Here is a 19,901-nt window from a genome sequence, read left to right as displayed (position 1 = left end):
GGATCGCACACATGAAACCGACCTTCGTAACCGCCGCGGCGCTGCTGGCGCTGCTGACTGCTGCCCCGGCCTTCTCCGCCGAAACCCCGCCGGAAAAGCCTGCCACAAGCGCGGAGCCGGTTTGGCCGGCCGATTCCACGACGCGCCACCAGATCACGGTCGATGGCCGCGTCATCGCCTATCAGGCGACAGCGGGTATTCTCGCCCTGACCGACAAGACCGGCGCCGACAGCGGCAAGATGTTCTATGTCGCCTATATCGCCGACCGCCCGAAGGGTTCTGCACCGCGCCCCATCACCTTTGTCTATAACGGTGGTCCCGGCTCATCGAGTATCTGGCTGCATATGGGCTCCTTTGGCCCGCGCTACGTCAGGACTCGCTTCCCCGAGCCGACACCGCCGGCGAGCTATACGCTGGCCGATAACCCCAACACCCTGCTCGACAAGACTGATCTGGTCTTCCTCGACGCCATGAATACCGGCTATTCGAAACCCGCCAATGCCGATACGCTCAAGGGCTTTATGGGTATCGACCAGGATGCGGACGGTTTCGCGCGCGCGATCCGCCGCTATATCGAAGTGAATGACCGGTGGTCGTCGCCGAAATTCCTGATGGGCGAATCCTACGGCACCACGCGCTCGGCCCTGCTGGCCTATCGCCTGCAGGCCGATAATATCGACCTGAACGGCATCACCCTGATTTCCTCCATCCTTAATTTCGGCGACCTGGCGCCGGGGCTTGATCGCGGTACGGTGAACCTGCTGCCGACCTTCGCGGCCATCGCGCACTATCATCATCGCGCCAGCGAAGGCGCCGATCTCGACAGCTTCCTGGCCGAGGTCAAGGCCTATGCCGATGGCCCCTATTCCGCTGCCCTTGCCAAGGGACACAACATTTCCGACGCCGAAAAGACAGCTGTAGCCGAGCAGGTGTCGCGCTATACCGGCCTCTCGGTCGCCTATCTGAAGCAGGTTAATCTCCGTATCGAAGCCGGCCGTTTCCGCAGTGAACTGCTGCGCGACCAGGGCCAGATTGTCGGTGAACTGGATGGTCGCGCGCTTGGTGCGGTCACCGATGGGGCGGCCGATCGCGCCGAATTCGATCCGGCCGAAAGCGCCAGTCCCTCCTATGTCGCTTCCTTCCATGACTACCTGACCGGTGAGCTGAAGTACCGCGCCGACATGCCCTACAATGCGATCGACGACCATATGTTCGAAGTCTGGGACTGGAGCCACCAACCGCCGGCAGGCGACAAGCAGATCAGTATGGCTGATGTGGCGCTCGACCTGGCGGCAGCGATGCGGCGCAATCCGAACCTGAAGGTCCTGTCGCTCAATGGTACCTACGACCTGATCACGCCGCTCCATGCCACGGAATACGACCTGGCCCATATGAACCTGCCGGCGTCACTGGTCGGGAACGTTCAGATCCTGTCCTACCCGTCGGGGCACATGATCTACCAGGACCCCGGTTCGCAGGCGAAGATGAAAGCCGATATCGCCCGCTTCTATGATCAGGCCCTTATAAAATAACAAAAGCCCCATGGATCACTGCGGGGCTTTCAAATTTCCAGCAATCTTTGCAGGAAGCTGCGGCATCTCTCCAGCTGATCGAGGCTGACATATTCATCGGGGCGATGGGCGTGTTCGATATGGCCTGGCCCGCAGATCACGGTGGGAATTCGCGCCTGCTGGAACAACCCAGCCTCGGTGCCGAAAGCCATGAAACCACAGCGGCAGCCCTTTCCGGCGAGCTGCATACGTTTTACCAAAGGCGCATCTTCCGCGATCTCGAAGGCCGGCACATGGCCGACTTGCTCGACCGTGACCGAGGCCTCCGGCGCTATATCCCGCATGGCAGGCAGGATATCCTGATCAATGAAGGCCTGAAAATCGGCCAGCAGCACATCCGTGCGCGTCCACGGCAGGTTGCGGATATCGAGCATGAACTCGCACCGGTCGGCGACGATATTGCCCGCTGTGCCGCCCTGTATGCGATTGACCTGAAGGGTCGAATTTGGAATGTCGAAGCCGAAATGGCGGCGTTCCTCGCCACGCAGGGTTTCACCGATGCGGATCAGCCACGCGATCATCAGCGCGGCCTGTTCGATGGCATTGACGCCCCGCGGCGCCAGTGAGGAATGCGCAGCCCGGCCCGTCACGACAACGCGGTACATATTGGCGCCCTTGTGGCCGACGACCAAGTCCATGCCGGTCGGCTCACCGATCAGGCAACCGCGCGGCGATATGCCCCGTTGCGCCAGATCCGCTATCAGCCGGGGTACGCCCTTGCAGCCAATTTCCTCGTCATAGGAAAAGGCCAGGTGAATGGGCTCACCTGTGCGGCCCACCAGATCCGGCACCAGCGACAGGGCCACGGCAATGAAGCCCTTCATGTCGCAGGCGCCGCGGCCATAGAGCCGCCCGTCACCGATCGTGGCGGTGAAGGGATCACTCGACCAGTCCTGTCCCGCAACCGGCACCACATCGGTATGGCCGGAGAGGACCAGACCGCCCTCGCCTTCGCCGATGGTGGCGAACAGATTGGCCTTGCGTCCGGCATCATCGTGGGTCAGGTGGGCGATCACGCCAAATCCGGCCAGATACTCCCTGATCCAGTGGATCAGGGCGAGATTGCTGTCGATGCTGACCGTGGGAAACCCGATCAGTCTTTCCAGTATTTCCAGATGACGGGTCATGGTGTTGGTCCCTTAAGTGCTTGCGTCCTCGGTAGCGGTCAGGCGGGCATAGCGGTCGCGGTATTGCCGCAGGCCCAGCCAGATCAGGCCGAAGGTCAAGGGCCCGACGATCAGCGCCGTTACCGCCAATGCATGCGCCAAAGCATAGGTGCCGGTGAAGACGTAGTCGCTGAGATAGGCCGGCAGGATGGGACCCATGCTGGTGCCGATCAGGCCGGTTGTGAACAGGAAGACCGCCCCAAGCTGCCCACGCAGGTGATTGGGCGCCACCATCTGGATGGCCGAAGGGATCAGCACCGGCACAAAACCAATGAAGAACTTGAACGGGAACAGCAGCGCCGCCATGATCTCCGCGCTGGGCGCCAAAGGCAGGCAGATGGCCGGCAGGCAGATGCCCGCCGCTGACCAAGCCGTCAGGCGCAAGCAGGCGTCGGTCTGGCCCTTGTTGAAGGCCCGGCTGGAATACCAGCCCGCGAAGATCAGGCCCAGCGGCCCGGCGATCAGCGAGGACAGGCCGTTGATGCTGCCCGCGTCGACGACATTCCAGTGCCATAGCCGGATAAACAGGGTCGGATACCAGGAATCGGCCTCCGACAGGATGGAATAGAAGGCTGGGCCGACAAACAGGGCAATGGTCATCAGCGGATTGCGGAACAGGAAGCCGAACACCTCGGCAAACGGGAACCCTTTGCCCGATGACACCGGCTTGACTGGCCCGGAGCGCGGCGGCTCTTTCAGGGTGGAAACCCACAGGGCCATGATCAGGCCGGGTATGCCAATGGTCAGAAAGACCACATGCCAGGACCGCAGCGTGCCTATGACCGGCAGGTTAAAATCAGGAAACTGCTGGACATACTGCACCAGTTCGCCGCCGGCGATCATGGCGATACCGACACCGATAAAGATACCGAAGGTGTAGAGACTCATGGCGCGCGGCAGGCGCTTGCGGTCAAAGGTATCCGACAGCATCGAATAGGCTGAGGGCGACAGGGTCGCCTCCCCCACGCCGACACCGATCCGCGCCAGGAACAGCATGGGAAAGGTCCGCGCCAGGCCGCACAGCGCCGTCATCACGCTCCACGCCGTGATGCCTATGGCGATCAGGTTCTTACGATTATATCGATCCGCCATCCAGCCGATCGGCAACCCGGCCAGCGTATAGAAGATGCCAAACGCGCCGCCGGTCAGCAGCGAGAACTGGAAGTCCGACAGGTGCAGGTCCGCCTTGATCGGCTCGACCATCAGATAGAGGATGCGCCGGTCGAGGAAGGACAGCACATAGGCCAGCATCAGCACGCCCGAGACGTACCAGGGATAGAACCGTCCGGAACTCCGCGCGGCGGCGTCGCTGGAAGGCAGAGCCGGCGAAGCGCCGGTATCGGAATCTGCGGACACGATTTAGGCTCTTTCTGTCAAGTGGCGATGGAGATTCAGGCGGCGCTGGCGGCGGGCTCACCCAGAGGATTGGGCGGCGGCGGGCTGGCAGGCGGCACGAAGGGATGGATCAGCGCCCAGGGACTCGGCATTTCGCCAACGCGCACTTCGATCAGGGACGGCCCACCGGCCTGTTTTGCGGCTTCGAGTGCGGCGGCCAGACCAGCCGGACTATCGACGCGTTCCGAGCGCACGCCGAAGGCCTGGGCCAGCAGCTGGAAGTCCGGATTGTGCAGGTCGACGGCGAACTCCCGCCCGAAGGTGCGCTTCTGGATGCGCTGGACATTGCCGAAGCGGTCATCGGCGAACACCACGGTCGTCAGGTTGAGCTGGTATTTCGCCGCCGTGGCCAGGTCCTGAAGGCCCCAGCCGAAACCGCCGTCGCCGGTGATGGAGACGGTGCGCTTGTCCGGTGCACCCGCCGCCACACCCAAGGCGGTCGGGAAGCCATAACCGAGCGTGCCCTGGTAGCCCGGCGTCACAAATGTGCGCGGGGCATTGACCTTGTAGGCGATGCTGGAGAAATAGCCGACCTGGGTCAGTTCGCTGACCAGTGCTTCGTCGTCGCCCAGATGGGCGCGCAGCACGTCGGCATAATTGGCCTGTGGGGTAATGGCCGAAAACTGCCCCTCTTCCCACGCCCTGACCTTGGCGACATCGTCCGCGCGTGACGGCCGATCGGCCGGCGCGATGGCGGCGTTCAGCGCCTCAAGACCCAAGCGGATATCGCCGTGCAGCTTTACCCCGGCCTGACGCGGCGCACCGAGGTCGTTTTCCTCGATATTGAGATAGATGAACTGGCAGTACGGCGAGGCAAAGGTCGGGCGCGACAAAGCATCGAGGAAGCGCGTGCCCGCCACCAGCACCACATCGGCGTGCGGCAGGACGCAACGGCCACCCAGCGTCGTCAGGGCCAGAGGATGACCCGCCGGCACCGTGCCGCGCGCGCCTTCGGTCATGACGACAGGCGCCTGGATCTTTTCCGCCAGGGCCTGAAGCGCCGTGCCAGCATTGCCCGCGCCCGCGCCGCCGCCGGCGCATATTACCGGAAACTTCGCCTTCGCCAGAAGGGCTGCGGCCTGCGCAATTGCCGACAACTCGACCCGTGTCGCCTCATAGGTGGCGGCGTCGAAATACTGAACGGCCTCGATCGTGGCCTGAAGCACATCGGGCGGCACTTCCAGCCCCACCGGCCTCGGCCGGCCGGAACGCAACTGGACAAAGGCTTCATGGACCAGCGCCGGAATTTCCGCCGCCGACATGGCGATGCCATGCCACTTGGTCAGGGATTTCAAGATACCCGACTGATCGGCGATTTCATGCAACTGGCCATAGCCCTTGCCGATGGTCTGCGACGGGATTTGGCCGGAAATGAACAGGACGCGCGAGTTACAGGCCCAGGCCGTCGAAAGACCGGCGAGCGCGTTCAGCATGCCCGGTCCCGGCACCATCATGCATACGCCTTCCTTGCCGGTCGTGCGGGCATAACCGTCCGCCATGTAGGAGGTCGCCTGCTCATGGCGCGGCACGATGAACTGGATGTCGTCGGCCGCATCGCACAGGGCATCGACCGCCCAATCGAGTTGCACGCCCGGAATCCCGAACACGACTTCCACGCCTTCACGCCGCAACTGCTCTACCAGAGCCTGGCCACCGGTGGTCATTTCTTTACGCTCCTCTTTGCCGCAAGCCTTGATCGGGCGCGGCCCTTAAATCCAAAAAACAGACGCGGTTCAGGCCGCGCGTGAGCCTTGCGGCAGCAGGTCAAACAGATGCTTCAGGAAGACATCGTTCTGTTCCGGCAGGCCGATCGAAACCCGCAGCCAGGTCTTCAGGCCGTAATTAGCCACCGGGCGGGTGATGACCCCGCGCTTCATCAAAGCCTGCGCTGTCGCCGGGCCGTCGCCAACATGGAACAGGATGAAATTGGCCTGCGACGGCACATAGTCGAAGCCCTTGTCCTCGAACGCCGCGCAGATGCGCTGACGTTCCGAGGCGTTGAGATCGTGATAGGCCTGGGTGAAGGCCGGATCGTTTATCGAGGCGAGCGCCGCCGCCTGCCCCACCGCCGACACGCTGAACGGCATTTGCAGGGTCTTCAGCGTAGTGATGATCGACGGATTGGCGATACCATAGCCGACGCGCAGACCCGCCAGGCCGTGGATTTTGGAGAAGGTGCGCATGACCAAGAGGTTCTGGCGCGTGGCCATCAGGCGCTTCAGGTCCGGGCGCTGCTCTACCGGCAGGAATTCACGGTAGGCTTCGTCGAGCACCACCAGCACATGCTCCGGCACGGCCTTCAGGAAGGCTTCAAGGGCATCGGGCGCTACTACGTTGCCGATCGGATTGTTTGGCGTGGCGATGAATAGCGCGCCCGTCTCATCGGTGACGGCGGAGACCAGGGCATCGAGATCGTAGTCCCATCCCTTGGCCGGCACGGTGACGGTGGAAGAGCCTTGCGCCTTGGCGCAGCTTTCATAGGCGGCGAAGGAATATTGCGGCACGATGGCGTGGCGGCCCTTATCCAGCCAGCCACGCGCCACCTGCAGGATCAGGTCGCTGGAGCCAGCGCCCGGCAGGACTTCAGCGAAGCTCACGCCATTCTCTTCGGCCAGCGCATGGCGCAGCTCGAAGCAATCGAAATCGGGATAGTAGTGGGTTTCCGTGGCCGAGGCGCGGATGGCCTCCATGGCCTTCGGCGAACAACCCATCGGGTTTTCGTTGGAAGCCAGCTTGATGATATTGGCCGGATCGAGGCCGAATTCGCGTGCCACCGCCGCGATCGGACGGCCCGGCGGATAGGGCGGAATGGCCGCGACATGGCCAAGGGCGGTATTCAGCAAAACGGGGGCGGCGGTATCGGGCATGGTCTGTGCGGTTCCCATAGGATCAGGCTTGTGGACGGGTGATCGCCTTGGGCGAACAATATTCTTCTAGGCCGTAGCGGCCGTTTTCGCGGCCGAGGCCGGATTGCTTGACGCCGCCAAAGGGCGCCGCGAGATCGAGGCCGGCGCCGTTCAGGATCACCTGGCCGGTGTGCATCCGACGCGCCACGGCCTCGGCGCGATCGAGATCGCCCGACCAGACGCCGCCTGACAGGCCATAGGCGCTGTCATTGGCGATGCGGATGGCCTCGGCTTCGTCCGCATAGGTCAGGATCGACAGGACTGGCCCGAAGGTCTCTTCGCGGGCAATGGTCATGCGGCTGTCGACGCCGGAAAAGATGGTCGGCGAGACATAGGCGCCCGTAAAATTGGTCGGCTGTTCGGCGCCGCCGGTCAGGAGCTGCGCCCCTTCGGAAAGCGCGCCATTGATGGCCTGACGGATACCCGCCTGCTGGGTCTGGTTGGCGACCGGCCCCAGGCGCGTGGCCGGATCGGCTGGATCACCCAGGGTCCAGCCCTTCGCCGCCTCGATGGCGATGGCCTCGATCTCGGCGCGCTTGCGGACGGGCACGATCAGCCGCGACAGGGCCGCACACACCTGGCCGGAATTAATGAAACTCTGGCCGAGGGCCGCCGGAATGGCCTTTTCAAGATCGGCGTCATCGAGGATGATATTGGCCGACTTGCCGCCCAGTTCGAGCGCCACCTTTTTCAGGCCCCGGCCGGCGATTTCGGCGACCGCACGGCCGCCACGGGTCGAGCCGGTGAAGGACACCATGTCGATATCGGGATGGGAGACCAGCGCCTCGCCGGCCTCGCGCCCGCCGATGATCAGGTTGAACACACCGGCCGGTGCGCCGGCGTCATGGAAGATTTCGGCCAGCAGCGCGGCATCAAGCGGTGTCACCTCGCTGGGCTTCAGCACAATCGTGCAGCCCGCGACGAGCGCCGGAGCAATCTTGGCCAGGATCTGGTGCAGCGGGAAGTTCCAAGGCGTGATGGCCGCCACAACGCCCACCGGATCATTCTGGACCAGCGAGCGGCCGATGGTCTTGTCGTCAAGCGCCTTGGCGACTTCGAGGGTGGCATGGATATCGCCAAGCGGCAGACCGATCTGCGCTGCCCGCGAAAAGCCGATGGGGCAGCCCATTTCCGCGGTGATCAGGCCCGCCAGTTCATCGCCGTGCCCCTTGATGCCATCGCTCACACGTTGCAGGAGGGCAATGCGCTCGGCCAGTGGCGTTTGAGACCAGTCATCGAAGGCCTTGCGCGCTGCCGATACGGCACTGGCGGCATCCTGGGCCGAGCCGGCCGTGGCGTGGGCGATGATCTCCAGAGTGGCGGGATTGACGACGGCTATGGTGTCGGTCGCGGTCGAGGCGGTCCATTGACCGCCGATATAAAGACTTTGTCCGGTGGGGATGGTCATACCGTGGCCTCCGTCAGTTCTACGACGCTGCCTGCGTCCAGGTGTACCAATGCGTTTTCAGGATCAAAGCTGACGCCCATCGGATCCTTGCCGGCCTTGATGGCGTCGAGCTGACGGCGATAGACCCGGCGCAGCATGGCGATGCCCTGGTCGGTTGAGGTCAGGTTTTCCTCGGAATGGAAGGTGATCGCCCCCTGGCTGACCTGGGCTTCGTAATCGCCCGGAAAGGCCTGGTGCTCGGCCTCAGTCAGCTCGTGCCACAGCTTGCCGTTATAGTGCGAACGGATCTTGGCCAGCGCGCCGACCTCAGTTACGCGGCCCGCCGTATAGATGCGGAAGGTGGTGTCATCGATCGGCAGAACCCAGCCGAGCAGCGAACACGGCCCATCGACCTCAGCGCGCGGACTGGCCACAGCGCGCACCGCCGGCAGGACGGCCTCGGTGACGCGACGATGCGTGCCACCCTCGACATCACGCAGCTGGACAGAGCGCACGCCGCGCTCGGTATATTCGAACGTCACGCGCGGCATCAGTGCCATCTTGGCGATGAACTGATTGCCGCTGAAGGAGCCGTGCAGGATGGGCACGTGGAACGGGTCCATCACGTTTTCATAGTGTTGCAACCAGTTGCACGGCACGATCTGCGGTCCGCCGCTGCCGATGGAGCTGTCATCCGCCTCGATGAATTCACCCGGCGTCAGGTTTTCCAGCACATCGTAGCGCGGCAGGACCGGCTGCTTTTCCAGCGGCCCCATATAGGCGAAGATCAAGCCGTAAAGCTCCTGGACCGGATAATGCGGCTGGCGCACCTTGCCGCAAGTCACGGCCCCCGTATCAGGCTCGCATGGCTGCTCGACGCAGGTACCATCCACGGCGAACATCCAGCCATGGTAACAGCAACGGATGCCCTTTTCTTCGACACGACCATAGTAGAGTGAGGCACCCCGATGGGCGCAGCGCGGATGCAGAAGCCCCGGCCGACCCGTGCCGTCACGGAACAGGATCAGTTCCTCGCCCAATACCTTGATCAGACGCGGCGTCGCCGTGGCATCCGAAACGAGTCCGACCGGATGCCAGTAACGGCGCAGCAGCTCCCCCATCGGGGTGCCCGCCCCTACCCGCGTCAACTCCTCGAAAAAGGTCGGCTCGGGCCGTCCGTAAGCGGTGGGTTCATTCGTCATGTCATCACTCCTCACAGATCAAGCGTCAGACGCGGGCTTTTGGCGCGCGAGCAACAGATCATCATGGTATCGCCGGCGGCCTTTTCGGCCTCGCTCAGGATCAGGTCGCGGTGGTCGGGCTCGCCGGCCAGGACGCGCGTTTCGCAGGTGCCGCAGACACCATTGCGACAGGACGACGGCGCGGAAACACCAGCCGCCAGCACGGCCTCCAGAATGGTGTGGTCCGGCCGGACCTCGACCACCCTGCCGGAACGCGCCAGCTCGATCACCAGCCCACCGTCATCGGCCAGAGGCGCGACGGCGCCGAAATGCTCGACATGGACATGGTCCGGTGCGCGATCCTTCGTCGCTTCCAGAAATGCCGCAATCATCGGCTCCGGCCCGCAACAATAGAGATGCGCTTCCGAAGGCACAGCGGCCACGGCGGCGGCGATATCCAGCAGACCCTGCATTTCGTCATCGAGATGGAGGCGCAGATCGCCATCCAGTGCCCGCAGGTCAGATGCGAACGCCGCCGCCTTACGCGACCGAGCCGCATAGTAAAGCGTCCACGGCACGCCTTGCCCCGCCAGATGGCCGGCCATGGCGCGGATCGGGGTGATGCCGATACCGCCGGCGAAAAGCACGGCGTCTGCCAGGGGTTCGGCCATCGGGAAGGTATTGCGTGGCGCACTGATGGTCAGCACTTGCCCCGGCCGCGCCTGATCGTGCAGCCAGCGTGAACCGCCCCGGCTGGCACGATCGAGACCCACACCAATGATATAGTGACGGCCGTTCGATGCATTGGTCACGGAATATTGCCGCATCAAGCCGTTCGGCAGATGGACATCGATATGCGCACCCGGCGCGAACTCAGGCAGAGACGCACCATCCAGCGCTTCCAGTTCGAAGGACAGCACGCCCTCCGCCTCATAACGGATCGCCCGAATCAGGACCTGAATTTCGGCATCAGCCATCACTGCGCCGCCTCGCACAGGCAAGGGAGGGCGTGGTTCACAGTGTATGATGCGTGCCGCATGACAGGCCCTTCCCTTTTACGCAGGCCGCTCACACACCCGCACCAGATTATTATTTGCCGCAGACCCACTGTCCTGCCGTTGAGGCAAAATAAACTTAACATGTTATCTTTTTTACCGCAAGGGCGCCTCATCGATAATTCGACCGCTTTCGGAGGATAATTGACACTCGCCAATCCAATCACAGAAACAAATTATATGGTATACGAAAATTCAAATTTGTGCGCACTCTCCTTATAGATTCAGAGCGCATCAGCCTTCCGGACTGATTTTAATAAGTTTTTCGGCCAATCACATAATCGCGCTTGAATTACTTAACATGTTCAGTATTATGGTGTCACAGTTGGAGACACACGAATGCCCCACCCTCGCCGCGCCACCGCCCTTGCCGCCTTAGAGCGCATGCAGTCACCCCTGGGCCACTTCATCGCCGGCAAATCAGAAGCCGGTGCGGGCCCCACCTTCCCAGTCACCGAACCAGCCACCGGTAACGTCCTGGGCCATGCGAGCGATGCCACCGAGTTCGAGCTGAATGCCGCGGTTGCCGCTGCGAAGGCCGCCTTTCCGGCCTGGGCCGCCACGTCGGGTGACAAGCGCAAGGCCATCCTGCACCGCATTGCTGATCTGATCGAGGCCCGCGCCGAAGAGATCGCCGCCGTTGAATGCCTCGATGCGGGCCAGTGCTGGCGCTTCATGTCGAAGGCGGCGATTCGCGGCGCCGAGAACTTCCGTTTCTTCGCCGATCGCGCGCCGGGCGCCGCCGATGGCCAGGCCCTGCCGACCAGCGAGCACCTCAACTACACCACCCGCGTGCCGATCGGACCCGTCGCTGTCATCACACCGTGGAACACCCCCTTCATGCTGTCGACCTGGAAGATCGCCCCCGCGCTTGCCGCCGGCTGCACCGTGGTCCACAAGCCGGCCGAATGGTCGCCCTATTCGGCGCGCCTGCTGGCCGAGATCGCCAGCGAAGCCGGCCTCCCCGCCGGTGTCTTCAATGCCGTCAACGGCCTCGGTGAGACAACGGGAAAGCGTCTCACCGAGCACAAAGACATCAAGGCCATCGCCTTTGTCGGTGAATCGAAGACGGGCTCGGCCATCATGAAACAGGGCGCCGATACGTTGAAGCGCGTCCATTTCGAACTGGGCGGCAAGAACCCGGTCATCGTCTTCGATGATGCCGACCTGGAACGTGCCCTCGATGCCGTCGTCTTCATGATCTACTCGCTGAATGGTCAGCGCTGCACCTCGTCGTCGCGTGTGCTGATCCAGGCCTCGATCTATGATCAGTTCATTGAAAAACTGGCGGCGCGCGTGCGTAACCTCAAGGTCGGCGACCCGTTCGATCCAGTCACCGAGGTCGGTCCGCTGATCCATCCGCGCCACCAGGCCAAGGTCCTGAGCTACATGGATATCGCCCGTGCTGATGGCGCCACCATCGCCGCCGGTGGCGAAGCCATCGCAGGCGGCGGCTATTTCGTCCAGCCCACGCTTTTCGCTGGCGCCGACCAATCCATGCGCATCGCCCGCGAGGAAATCTTCGGCCCGGTCCTGACCGCCATGGCCTTTACCGACGAGGCCGACGCCATCGCCAAGGCCAATGATGTTGAATACGGCCTGGCCGGTTACGTCTGGACCAATGATGTCGGCCGCGCCCTGCGCGTGTCCGACGCCCTGGAAGCCGGCATGATCTGGGTCAACAGCGAGAATGTCCGCCACCTGCCGACGCCCTTCGGCGGCGTCAAGGCCAGCGGCATCGGCCGCGACGGTGGCGACTGGAGCTTCGATTTCTATATGGAAACGAAGAATGTCGCCCTGGCGCGCGGTCACCACAAGATGCAGCGCCTAGGCGCCTGAGGATGACGTCGCCGGCCTTCAAGCGGGAACAATGCCTGATCAATGGCGCGTGGCAGTCCGGTGACCCTTGGATCGCGGTCACCAATCCCGCCACCGGCGCAACCATCGGTCGCGTGCCCGCACTCGCCGCCGAGGCTGCCCGTCAGGCCATTGATGCCGCCGAAGCCGCCCTGCCCCTGTGGCGAGCAAAAACCGCCGGTGAGCGCGCCCGTATCCTGAAGCGGATGCACGCCCTGATGATCGAGCATCAGGAGGCCCTGGCGGTCTTGCTCACCGAGGAACAGGGCAAGCCCCTGACGGAAGCGCGTGGCGAGATCGCCTATGCAGCGTCCTTTCTGGAATGGTTCGCCGAGGAGGCCCGGCGCGTATACGGCGACGTCATTCCGGGGCATGCGCCTGACAAACGCAATATCGTGCTGAAACAACCGATCGGCGTCGTGGCTGCTATCACGCCGTGGAATTTCCCCTCGGCCATGATCACGCGCAAGATCGGCCCGGCCCTGGCTGCCGGCTGTACCGTCGTGGTCAAGCCGGCGGAACAAACGCCTTTCTCGGCCCTCGCACTTGGGGTGATCGCTGAAATGGCCGGCCTGCCGGCGGGTGTGCTCAACATAATCACCGGCGATCCGATAACGATCGGCGGCGAGCTGACGGCCAGCGCGAAAGTGCGCAAGATCAGCTTCACCGGCTCGACCACCACAGGCATCAAGCTGATGGCGCAGTCGGCGCCGACCATCAAAAAACTGTCGCTGGAACTGGGCGGCAATGCGCCCTTCATCGTTTTCGATGACGCCGATCTCGATGCGGCCGTCGAAGGCGCCATGCTCAGCAAGTTCCGCAATGCCGGCCAGACCTGCGTCTGCGCCAACCGCATCTATGTGCAGGCCAAAGTCCATGATGCCTTTGTCGATAAGCTGACCCAGGCGGTCCGGGGGCTAAAGATTGGCGACGGCCGCAATCCGGACAACCAGATCGGCCCGCTGATCGATGACGCCGCCGTGGCCAAAGTCGAATCGCATGTTGCGGATGCCGTCACGAAAGGCGGACAGGTGCGAACCGGTGGCCAGCGCCTGGAGGGCCTGTTCTACCAGCCAACCCTGATCACCGGCGTGACGCCCGATATGCGCGTCACCCAAGAAGAGACCTTCGGCCCATTGGCGGCGATTACGCGCTTCGAAACCGACGACGAGGCGATCCAACTGGCCAATGCTACGGAATTCGGCCTCGCTGCCTATGTCTATGTTCGCGATATTTCCCGCGTCTGGAAAATCGTTGAAACCGTCGAAAGCGGCATGGTCGGCGTCAATACCGGCCTGATCTCCACCGAGGTCGCGCCCTTCGGCGGCGTCAAGGCGTCGGGCCTCGGTCGCGAAGGCTCATACTACGGCATCGAGGACTATCTGGAGGTGAAATATGTCTGTTTCGGCCTCTGACAGCGCGCTGATATCACTCAGCCGGCGGACTGATAGCAGCCGTAAAGGCCTTCAGTTCGTTGATCAGGTTTTGCAGCCGTTCTTCGCCAAACTGGTCGCTATAGGTTTCCAGCTGGCGCAGGGTGCGGTGCGCCGTTTCCTCGATCAGGGCGCCACCCGTCTTCGTCAGGGAAACGATCGAACCGCGGCCATCGTTCGGATTGCTCTCGCGCACGACAAAACCGCGATCGACCAGATCCTTGATGATGCGCGACAGGCTGGGGCCAAACAGCAGGGCCGAATCCGCCAGGGTCTTAAGGTCCGTGGGGCCGGACCCATCCAGCACACGCAGGACGCGCCATTGTTGTTCGGTGACGCCCGCTTCGTTCAGCATCGGGCGGATCGGCGCCATGACAGCTTCACGGGCGGCGAGCAGGGTTCCGGCAAGCGACTGGCGATAAGGAAGCAGTTTTTCCTGTCGCGTCATGAATTGCCACCGTGGAATTTGCACTTCAAAGGGTCACCTTCTTCAATTAACGTGTTAAGTATATGGCACACAGCGAAGAGAAAATACAACATATGATCGCAGGAAACATCTACGGTATCGTGCTGAATGACAGCCTGCAACGGCCAACTTTGACCGAGGCCTTCATGCAGCCGCCTTACAAGGCGCCGCCCGAAGCGCCTGTTCTCTATATCAAATCCAGAAACTGCCTGATGCCGGGACCTGTCTGGCTCGAGGACGACCTGACCACCGTGGAGGTGGCCGCCACGCTTGGCCTGCTGATCGGCACCGACGCCACGCGCGTCTCGCGCGAAAACGCGCTTTCTCATGTTGGTGGCATATGCCTGGCGCTCGATATCAGCGAACCCAATGCCAGCTACTATCGCCCGAGCGTGCGCCAGCGTTGCCGCGACGGCTTCCTACCCCTCGGACGGCCCCTGCCTCTGGACGACGTCTTTCTGAGCGCAGATATCGAAACCCTTATCAATGGGCAGCCAGTCCATACCTGGTCCCTGAAACGGCTCGTGCGCGACGCCGCCACCCTGATCGCGGATATGACCAGCTATATGACCCTGAGCGCCGGCGACCTGCTGCTGATCGGCCTGGCGGGGGACGCGCCGCAGGCCAGACGTGGCGATACGGTCACCGTCACGGCGCGTGGCCTCCCCCCCCTCACCGTCCAGATCCAGCGGGAGGCCAAGGCATGAAACGCGCACGTATCTACCACAAGGGTGCTACCGTCTGGGCCGAGGTCATCGACGGCGACCAGACCCTGAAACTGGTCAGTGGCGAAACCCTGCCCGCATCAGATGCGCACTGGCTGCCACCCACCACGCCCGGCGCCGCCATCTTTGCGCTTGGCCTGAACTATGCCGACCACCGGAAGGAACTGGGTTTCCAGACCAAGGAACCACCGCTGGTTTTCCTCAAGGGACACAACACCCTGACCGGCCACCAGGGCGCGACGCCGCGTCCGGCCGATGGCAACCAGATGCACCCGGAATGCGAACTGGTCGCCATTATCGGCAAGCCGGCCCGCAAGGTCAGCGTCGCGGACGCGCTCGACTATGTCAGCGGCTATACGGTCACCTGCGACTACGCCATCCGCGAATATCTCGAAAACTACTACCGCCCCAATCTGCGCGTGAAGAACCGCGACGCCACCACGCCGCTGGGTCCATGGATCGTCGACGCCGCCGATCTGCCCGATCCGCAGAGCCTCAGCTTGCGCACCACGGTCAATGGCGTGATCGTACAGGAAGGCTCGACCCGCGACATGGTGCTCGATGTCGCTGGCCTGATTGCCTACCTGTCGGAAACCCAGACCCTGCTGCCCGGCGACATGATCATGACCGGCACCCCCCAGGGTGTCCATTTCTGCAATCCCGGTGACGAGGTGGTTTGCGAAATCGAAGGCATTGGCCGGCTGGTCAATCACCTGATGGCGGAGCCGGTGGCATGAGCCTCTACCAGTTGTCGAAGTTCCTCTATCAACTGAACCGCGATGAGGCCCTGAAGGATCGCTTCCGGGCAGAGCCGCAGGTCGCAATTGTGCCCTATGGCCTGAGCGAAGAGGAACGTCGCGCTGTGCTCGAACCCAATATCGGCCTGCTCTATGTGCTGGGCGTCAACGGCCAGATCCTGATGCACTTCGCCGCCTTCTGCGGCATCGAGTGGTCGGACTATCTCCAGCGGATGCGTGATGGCATCCGGCAGCATGGACCGGTGCGGGCGGGCGTCTATGCCATGCTCTCCGGCCTCGATGACAAAGTCGCAGGAGCGTAAACTCATGTCCTTGGTTTTCAGCGGCGTTTGCAGCCATGCCCCCGGAATTACCGGCCGTCCCGAACGCGCCGATCCCGCCGCGCGCGAGGCCTTCTTCGCCGCCTTCCACGATATGCGCGACCGGCTCCATGCTGCTCGGCCCGATGCGGTGATCGTAGTGGCGGCCGAGCATTTCGCCAACTTCTTCATGAACAATATGCCGGCCTTCGCGCTCGGCATGGCGGAAACCTATGACGGCCCGATCGAAGACCCTGAGTGGTTGCGCATTCCGCATCGGGTAGTTCGCGGTAATCCGGACCTGTCGCGCCGCCTGATCACTGAAGTTCAGCAAACGGTCGATGCCGCCTATGCCGAAGAATGGCGCTTCGATCATGGCATCATGGTGCCCCTGCATTTCCTCGATCCGCATAACGAACTGACCATCATTCCCGGCAATATCAACTGCCAGGGACCGCCGCTCTCGCCTCTGCACCGCGCCTGGGCGTTCGGTGAAGCGCTGCGCCGCGCCGCTGAGGCGGTGCCCGAACGCATCGCAATCGTCTGCACTGGCGGCATCTCGCACTGGCCCGCGACACCGGACAGCGGCATGATCAACGAGGCCTGGGACCGTGATTTCCTTGATCGCTGGTCGCGCCAAGACAAGGCCGCCATGCTGGTCTACACCGATACTGACACCTACCGCGATGCCGGCCAAGGCGGGTTCGAAATCCGCACCTTCATCGCCGCCGCCGCCGCCGCGCGCGGTCCCGGCACGGTTCATTTTTATCAGCCGATACCGATCTTTGCCGTCGGCTGCACCATCGCTACCCTGGAGATTGCCTGATGGCCCACGCCATAGTCGAATGGACGTCGAACCTCGAAGGCGAAGCCGATATCCACGGTTTGCTCGAACTGATCGCCGCTGCCATGCGCGACTCAGGCGGCGTCTTTCCGTGGGGCGGCATCCGCGTCCGCGCCATCAAGCTCGACGACTATGTGATCGCTGACGGCAAGGCCGACGATGCTTTCGTCAATATCACCGTCAAGATGGGCGCCGGCCGTAGCGCCGAATTCAAGCGCCTGTTCTTTTCCGGCCTGTTCGAAGAGGTGAAGGCCCATTTCGCCGACCTCTATGCCCGCCGCTATCTGGCTCTGTCGATGTATGTCGAGGAAGCCGACGAGGCCGGCAGCTTCAAGCACAACAACCTCCATTCGCGTTTCAAAAAGGATAACTGATGGCACTGTCAAACACCATCATCGCTGACATGGCCGCCCGTCTCGAGGCCGCCGAAAAGAGCGGCGCTCAGATCGGCCATTTCTCGCGCGAACAGCCCGACATGACGATCGACGACGGCTATCTGATCCAGCGCGCCTGGGTGGCCAACAAGATCGCCGCCGGCCGCAAGCTGATCGGCCACAAGATCGGCCTGACCAGCCGCGCCATGCAGCGGTCGTCCAATATCAGTGAGCCCGATTACGGCGCTTTGCTGGACGACATGCTGTTTGCCAACAATGCCGACATTCCGATCAGTCGCTTCATCGAGGCCCGCATTGAGGTCGAACTGGCTTTTATCCTGAAGGATCGCCTGTCCGGTCCAAACTGCACCATTTTCGATGTGCTCAACGCTACCGACTATATCGTGCCGGCCATCGAGATCATCGATGCCCGCATCCGCCGCGTCGATCCGGAAACCGGCGTAACGCGCAAGGTGTTCGATACCATCGCCGATAACGCCGCCAATGCCGGCCTGGTCATGGGCGGCAATCCGATCCGCCCCGATGCCGTCGACCTGCGCTGGATCTCCGCCCTGATCCACAAGAATGGCGTCATTGAAGAATCCGGTGTGGCCGCTGCCGTGCTGGGCCATCCGGCCATGGGCGTGGCGTGGCTGGCCAACAAGCTGGCGCCGTGGGGGGAGACCCTGGAGCCCGGTGAAATTATCCTGGGCGGCAGCTTCACCGCCCCGGTCTTCGCCTCGGCCGGCGATAGCTTCCATGTCGATTACGGCCCCCTCGGCAGCATCTCGGTGAGGTTTGTATGAACCCGTTAAAAGTCGCCTTGGCGGAAGATCGCCTGCAAATCGGTCTGTGGCAGGCCCTGGCCAATCCCTATACCGCCGAAATCTGCGCCGGTACGGGTTATGACTGGCTTTTGTTCGATGGCGAACATGCCCCCAATACGGCCCAGACCCTGCTGGCCCAGCTCCAGGCCGTGGCCCCCTATCCGGTCGAGGCCGTGGCGCGTCCACCAATCGGCGATCCGGTCATCATCAAGCAGTATCTCGATATCGGCTTCCGCTCCCTGCTGATCCCGATGGTCGAAAGCGGCGAACAGGCGCGTCATCTGGTGAATGCCACCCGCTTTCCACCGCATGGCATCCGTGGCGTTGCCAGCTCAACCAGCCGCGCTTCCGGCTTCGGCGCCAATGCCACCTATCTGCAAACGGCGCATGAACACATCTGCCTGATCCTGCAAATCGAAAGCCAGGCCGGTCTCGACGCCATAGAAGACATCGCTGCCGTTGAAGGCGTCGATGCCCTGTTCGTTGGCCCCGGTGATCTGGCAGCTGCCCTGGGTCACCCCGGCAATATCGCGCACCCCGATGTCCAAGCCGCTATCGCTGATGCCCTGTCGCGCATCAAAAAGGCCGGCAAGCCTTCCGGCATTTTCGCCACCTCTCCGGAGAACGCCACGGAAATGGCAGGTGCCGGCGCCCGTTTCATATCGGTGGGCACGGATATCGGTCTTTTGTCGAATGGCGCAAAGCAACTACGCAAGCGCGTTAGCGGGCCGGATTAATTCATCAATCCGACACATCCTTAACTTGTTAAGTTTGCCGCCCGGCATTATAAAGCAAGTGCCCATTTGTCCGACTTTTGGTACGCCTATGCCCACCTCTTCCTTCTGCATCGATGACTCTATCGTCCAACGCCTGTCCATGGCGTCACTTGCCATGCGCAACTGCCGCAGTCAGCTCTACAAGGACCGCTACAATCTTAACATCGCGGGCTGGCAGATCCTGGTACGGGTCTATGAGCATGGCCCGGCGGTTCAGCGCCAACTCTGTACACTGAACAAAATCGACAAGGTGACGGTATCGCGGGCCGTCTTCCAGCTGGTGAAGCGCAACCTGCTCACGCGGGTGAATTCCAATCAGGATAAGCGCTCACAATATCTTTTCCTGACGCCTTACGGCGAAGAACTTTGCCGGCGCCTGGTCTTCGACGCCCGTGAACTGGAACAGCAGGTATTTTCCGATATGAGCCACACCGATAACCATCTGCTAGGCCGTTTGCTCGATCAGACACAAATGACGGCGTCACGACTGACCACTATCTAAGAGTATGTCAGCGTAGCCTTGGTTTTTCTGAATATGCCGACTAAATCCTCCGCTTCTGGCCCGTCAACGCATTCGACAATCTGCGCCCAGAGCCGACATAGGTGCGCAGATTCTACCGAACGCCCAAACCGGACAATGATGATGGCCGGCCCCGCCTCGCTAATTCCGTATAGAATTTTTGGGCAAGGCCGCACAGCCGACCTGAACCGAGAGTTGAAATAGCTGACTCAAACGGGCGAAGTGTCGGGCGGCGAGGTGAAAAGCTAGGCGCCACCTGACGCCTGCACATGAGTCTCTTGTAAAATCGCCTGCAATCGTCTCCCCCTGCTATCGGAATTGACCGGCTTCTCGTATTCGCGGAACGTCTTTTCGGCCAGCA

General features: G+C 62.4%; 19 protein-coding genes. 11 read left to right on the top strand and 8 right to left on the bottom strand.

Annotated features, from left to right (window positions below):
* Nucleotides 1–11: 11 nt before the first annotated feature.
* On the top strand, nt 12–1,532 hold the full coding sequence (locus tag QM647_RS18620; RefSeq protein ID WP_414997061.1) for a S10 family peptidase: 1,521 nt from the start codon (nt 12–14) through the stop codon (nt 1,530–1,532).
* 29 nt (nt 1,533–1,561) lie between these two features.
* On the opposite strand, the gene argE is transcribed toward QM647_RS18620, so the two are convergent.
* From argE to QM647_RS18585, 7 genes are all read right to left on the bottom strand, one after another.
* The gene (argE, locus tag QM647_RS18615; protein WP_414997060.1) at nt 1,562–2,698 is read right to left on the bottom strand and encodes an acetylornithine deacetylase; all 1,137 of its coding nucleotides are present in this window, start codon (nt 2,696–2,698) and stop codon (nt 1,562–1,564) included.
* Nucleotides 2,699–2,710: 12 nt separating this feature from the next.
* A complete protein-coding gene (locus QM647_RS18610) occupies nt 2,711–4,093 on the bottom strand; it encodes an MFS transporter (protein WP_414997059.1) in 1,383 nt (460 codons plus the stop codon).
* A 35-nt stretch (nt 4,094–4,128) separates the two neighbouring features.
* Entirely contained in the window at nt 4,129–5,796 is a 1,668-nt protein-coding gene (locus QM647_RS18605; RefSeq protein ID WP_414997058.1) for a thiamine pyrophosphate-binding protein, read from the bottom strand.
* Nucleotides 5,797–5,865: 69 nt separating this feature from the next.
* The gene (hisC, locus tag QM647_RS18600) at nt 5,866–6,999 is read right to left on the bottom strand and encodes a histidinol-phosphate transaminase (RefSeq protein WP_414997057.1); all 1,134 of its coding nucleotides are present in this window, start codon (nt 6,997–6,999) and stop codon (nt 5,866–5,868) included.
* A 22-nt stretch (nt 7,000–7,021) separates the two neighbouring features.
* The gene (locus tag QM647_RS18595) at nt 7,022–8,446 is read right to left on the bottom strand and encodes an aldehyde dehydrogenase family protein (RefSeq protein ID WP_414997056.1); all 1,425 of its coding nucleotides are present in this window, start codon (nt 8,444–8,446) and stop codon (nt 7,022–7,024) included.
* Nucleotides 8,443–9,627 (bottom strand): Rieske 2Fe-2S domain-containing protein, encoded by a 1,185-nt coding sequence (locus QM647_RS18590; protein ID WP_414997055.1) that lies wholly within the window; start codon nt 9,625–9,627, stop codon nt 8,443–8,445. The genes QM647_RS18595 and QM647_RS18590 overlap by 4 nt, the downstream gene beginning before the upstream one ends.
* 11 nt (nt 9,628–9,638) lie before the next feature.
* The gene (locus QM647_RS18585) at nt 9,639–10,583 is read right to left on the bottom strand and encodes a PDR/VanB family oxidoreductase (protein WP_414997054.1); all 945 of its coding nucleotides are present in this window, start codon (nt 10,581–10,583) and stop codon (nt 9,639–9,641) included.
* 417 nt (nt 10,584–11,000) lie between these two features.
* Here QM647_RS18585 and hpaE point away from each other — a divergent pair, with 417 nt between their 5' ends.
* Both hpaE and QM647_RS18575 read left to right on the top strand, forming a co-directional pair.
* Nucleotides 11,001–12,500 carry a 5-carboxymethyl-2-hydroxymuconate semialdehyde dehydrogenase gene (hpaE, locus tag QM647_RS18580; protein ID WP_414997053.1) on the top strand — a complete coding sequence of 500 codons (1,500 nt, stop codon included), beginning with the start codon at nt 11,001–11,003 and terminating at the stop codon, nt 12,498–12,500.
* A 2-nt stretch (nt 12,501–12,502) separates the two neighbouring features.
* On the top strand, nt 12,503–13,933 hold the full coding sequence (locus tag QM647_RS18575) for an NAD-dependent succinate-semialdehyde dehydrogenase (protein WP_414997052.1): 1,431 nt from the start codon (nt 12,503–12,505) through the stop codon (nt 13,931–13,933).
* Nucleotides 13,934–13,946: 13 nt separating this feature from the next.
* Here QM647_RS18575 and hpaR read toward each other — a convergent pair whose 3' ends face one another.
* Nucleotides 13,947–14,399 carry a homoprotocatechuate degradation operon regulator HpaR gene (gene hpaR, locus QM647_RS18570; protein WP_414997051.1) on the bottom strand — a complete coding sequence of 151 codons (453 nt, stop codon included), beginning with the start codon at nt 14,397–14,399 and terminating at the stop codon, nt 13,947–13,949.
* A 92-nt stretch (nt 14,400–14,491) separates the two neighbouring features.
* On the opposite strand from hpaR, the gene QM647_RS18565 reads away from it, so the two are divergent.
* The 8 genes from QM647_RS18565 to QM647_RS18530 all read left to right on the top strand — a co-directional run bounded on the left by QM647_RS18565 (nt 14,492) and on the right by QM647_RS18530 (nt 19,522).
* Complete coding sequence (locus QM647_RS18565; RefSeq protein ID WP_414997050.1) at nt 14,492–15,124, top strand: fumarylacetoacetate hydrolase family protein; 633 nt, start codon at nt 14,492–14,494, stop codon at nt 15,122–15,124.
* Nucleotides 15,121–15,879, top strand: a complete 759-nt coding sequence (locus QM647_RS18560) for a fumarylacetoacetate hydrolase family protein (RefSeq protein WP_414997049.1) — start codon at nt 15,121–15,123, stop codon at nt 15,877–15,879. Before QM647_RS18565 ends, QM647_RS18560 begins: the two co-directional genes overlap by 4 nt.
* Nucleotides 15,876–16,202, top strand: a complete 327-nt coding sequence (locus tag QM647_RS18555) for an aromatic ring-opening dioxygenase subunit LigA (protein WP_414997048.1) — start codon at nt 15,876–15,878, stop codon at nt 16,200–16,202. Before QM647_RS18560 ends, QM647_RS18555 begins: the two co-directional genes overlap by 4 nt.
* Before the next feature lie 4 nt (nt 16,203–16,206).
* On the top strand, nt 16,207–17,025 hold the full coding sequence (locus QM647_RS18550; protein WP_414997047.1) for an extradiol ring-cleavage dioxygenase: 819 nt from the start codon (nt 16,207–16,209) through the stop codon (nt 17,023–17,025).
* Complete coding sequence (locus tag QM647_RS18545) at nt 17,025–17,417, top strand: 5-carboxymethyl-2-hydroxymuconate Delta-isomerase (RefSeq protein ID WP_414997046.1); 393 nt, start codon at nt 17,025–17,027, stop codon at nt 17,415–17,417. Before QM647_RS18550 ends, QM647_RS18545 begins: the two co-directional genes overlap by 1 nt.
* Entirely contained in the window at nt 17,417–18,223 is an 807-nt protein-coding gene (gene hpaH / locus QM647_RS18540; RefSeq protein ID WP_414997045.1) for a 2-oxo-hept-4-ene-1,7-dioate hydratase, read from the top strand. The genes QM647_RS18545 and hpaH overlap by 1 nt, the downstream gene beginning before the upstream one ends.
* Nucleotides 18,220–18,981, top strand: a complete 762-nt coding sequence (locus tag QM647_RS18535; RefSeq protein ID WP_414997044.1) for an HpcH/HpaI aldolase family protein — start codon at nt 18,220–18,222, stop codon at nt 18,979–18,981. The genes hpaH and QM647_RS18535 overlap by 4 nt, the downstream gene beginning before the upstream one ends.
* Before the next feature lie 88 nt (nt 18,982–19,069).
* A complete protein-coding gene (locus tag QM647_RS18530) occupies nt 19,070–19,522 on the top strand; it encodes a MarR family winged helix-turn-helix transcriptional regulator (RefSeq protein ID WP_414997043.1) in 453 nt (150 codons plus the stop codon).
* Nucleotides 19,523–19,901 lie beyond the last annotated feature (379 nt).

Origin of the sequence: Asticcacaulis sp. (assembly GCF_047605585.1) — a bacterium.
GTDB lineage: Bacteria > Pseudomonadota > Alphaproteobacteria > Caulobacterales > Caulobacteraceae > Asticcacaulis.
This window is presented reverse-complemented; position numbering and strand designations above follow the sequence as displayed.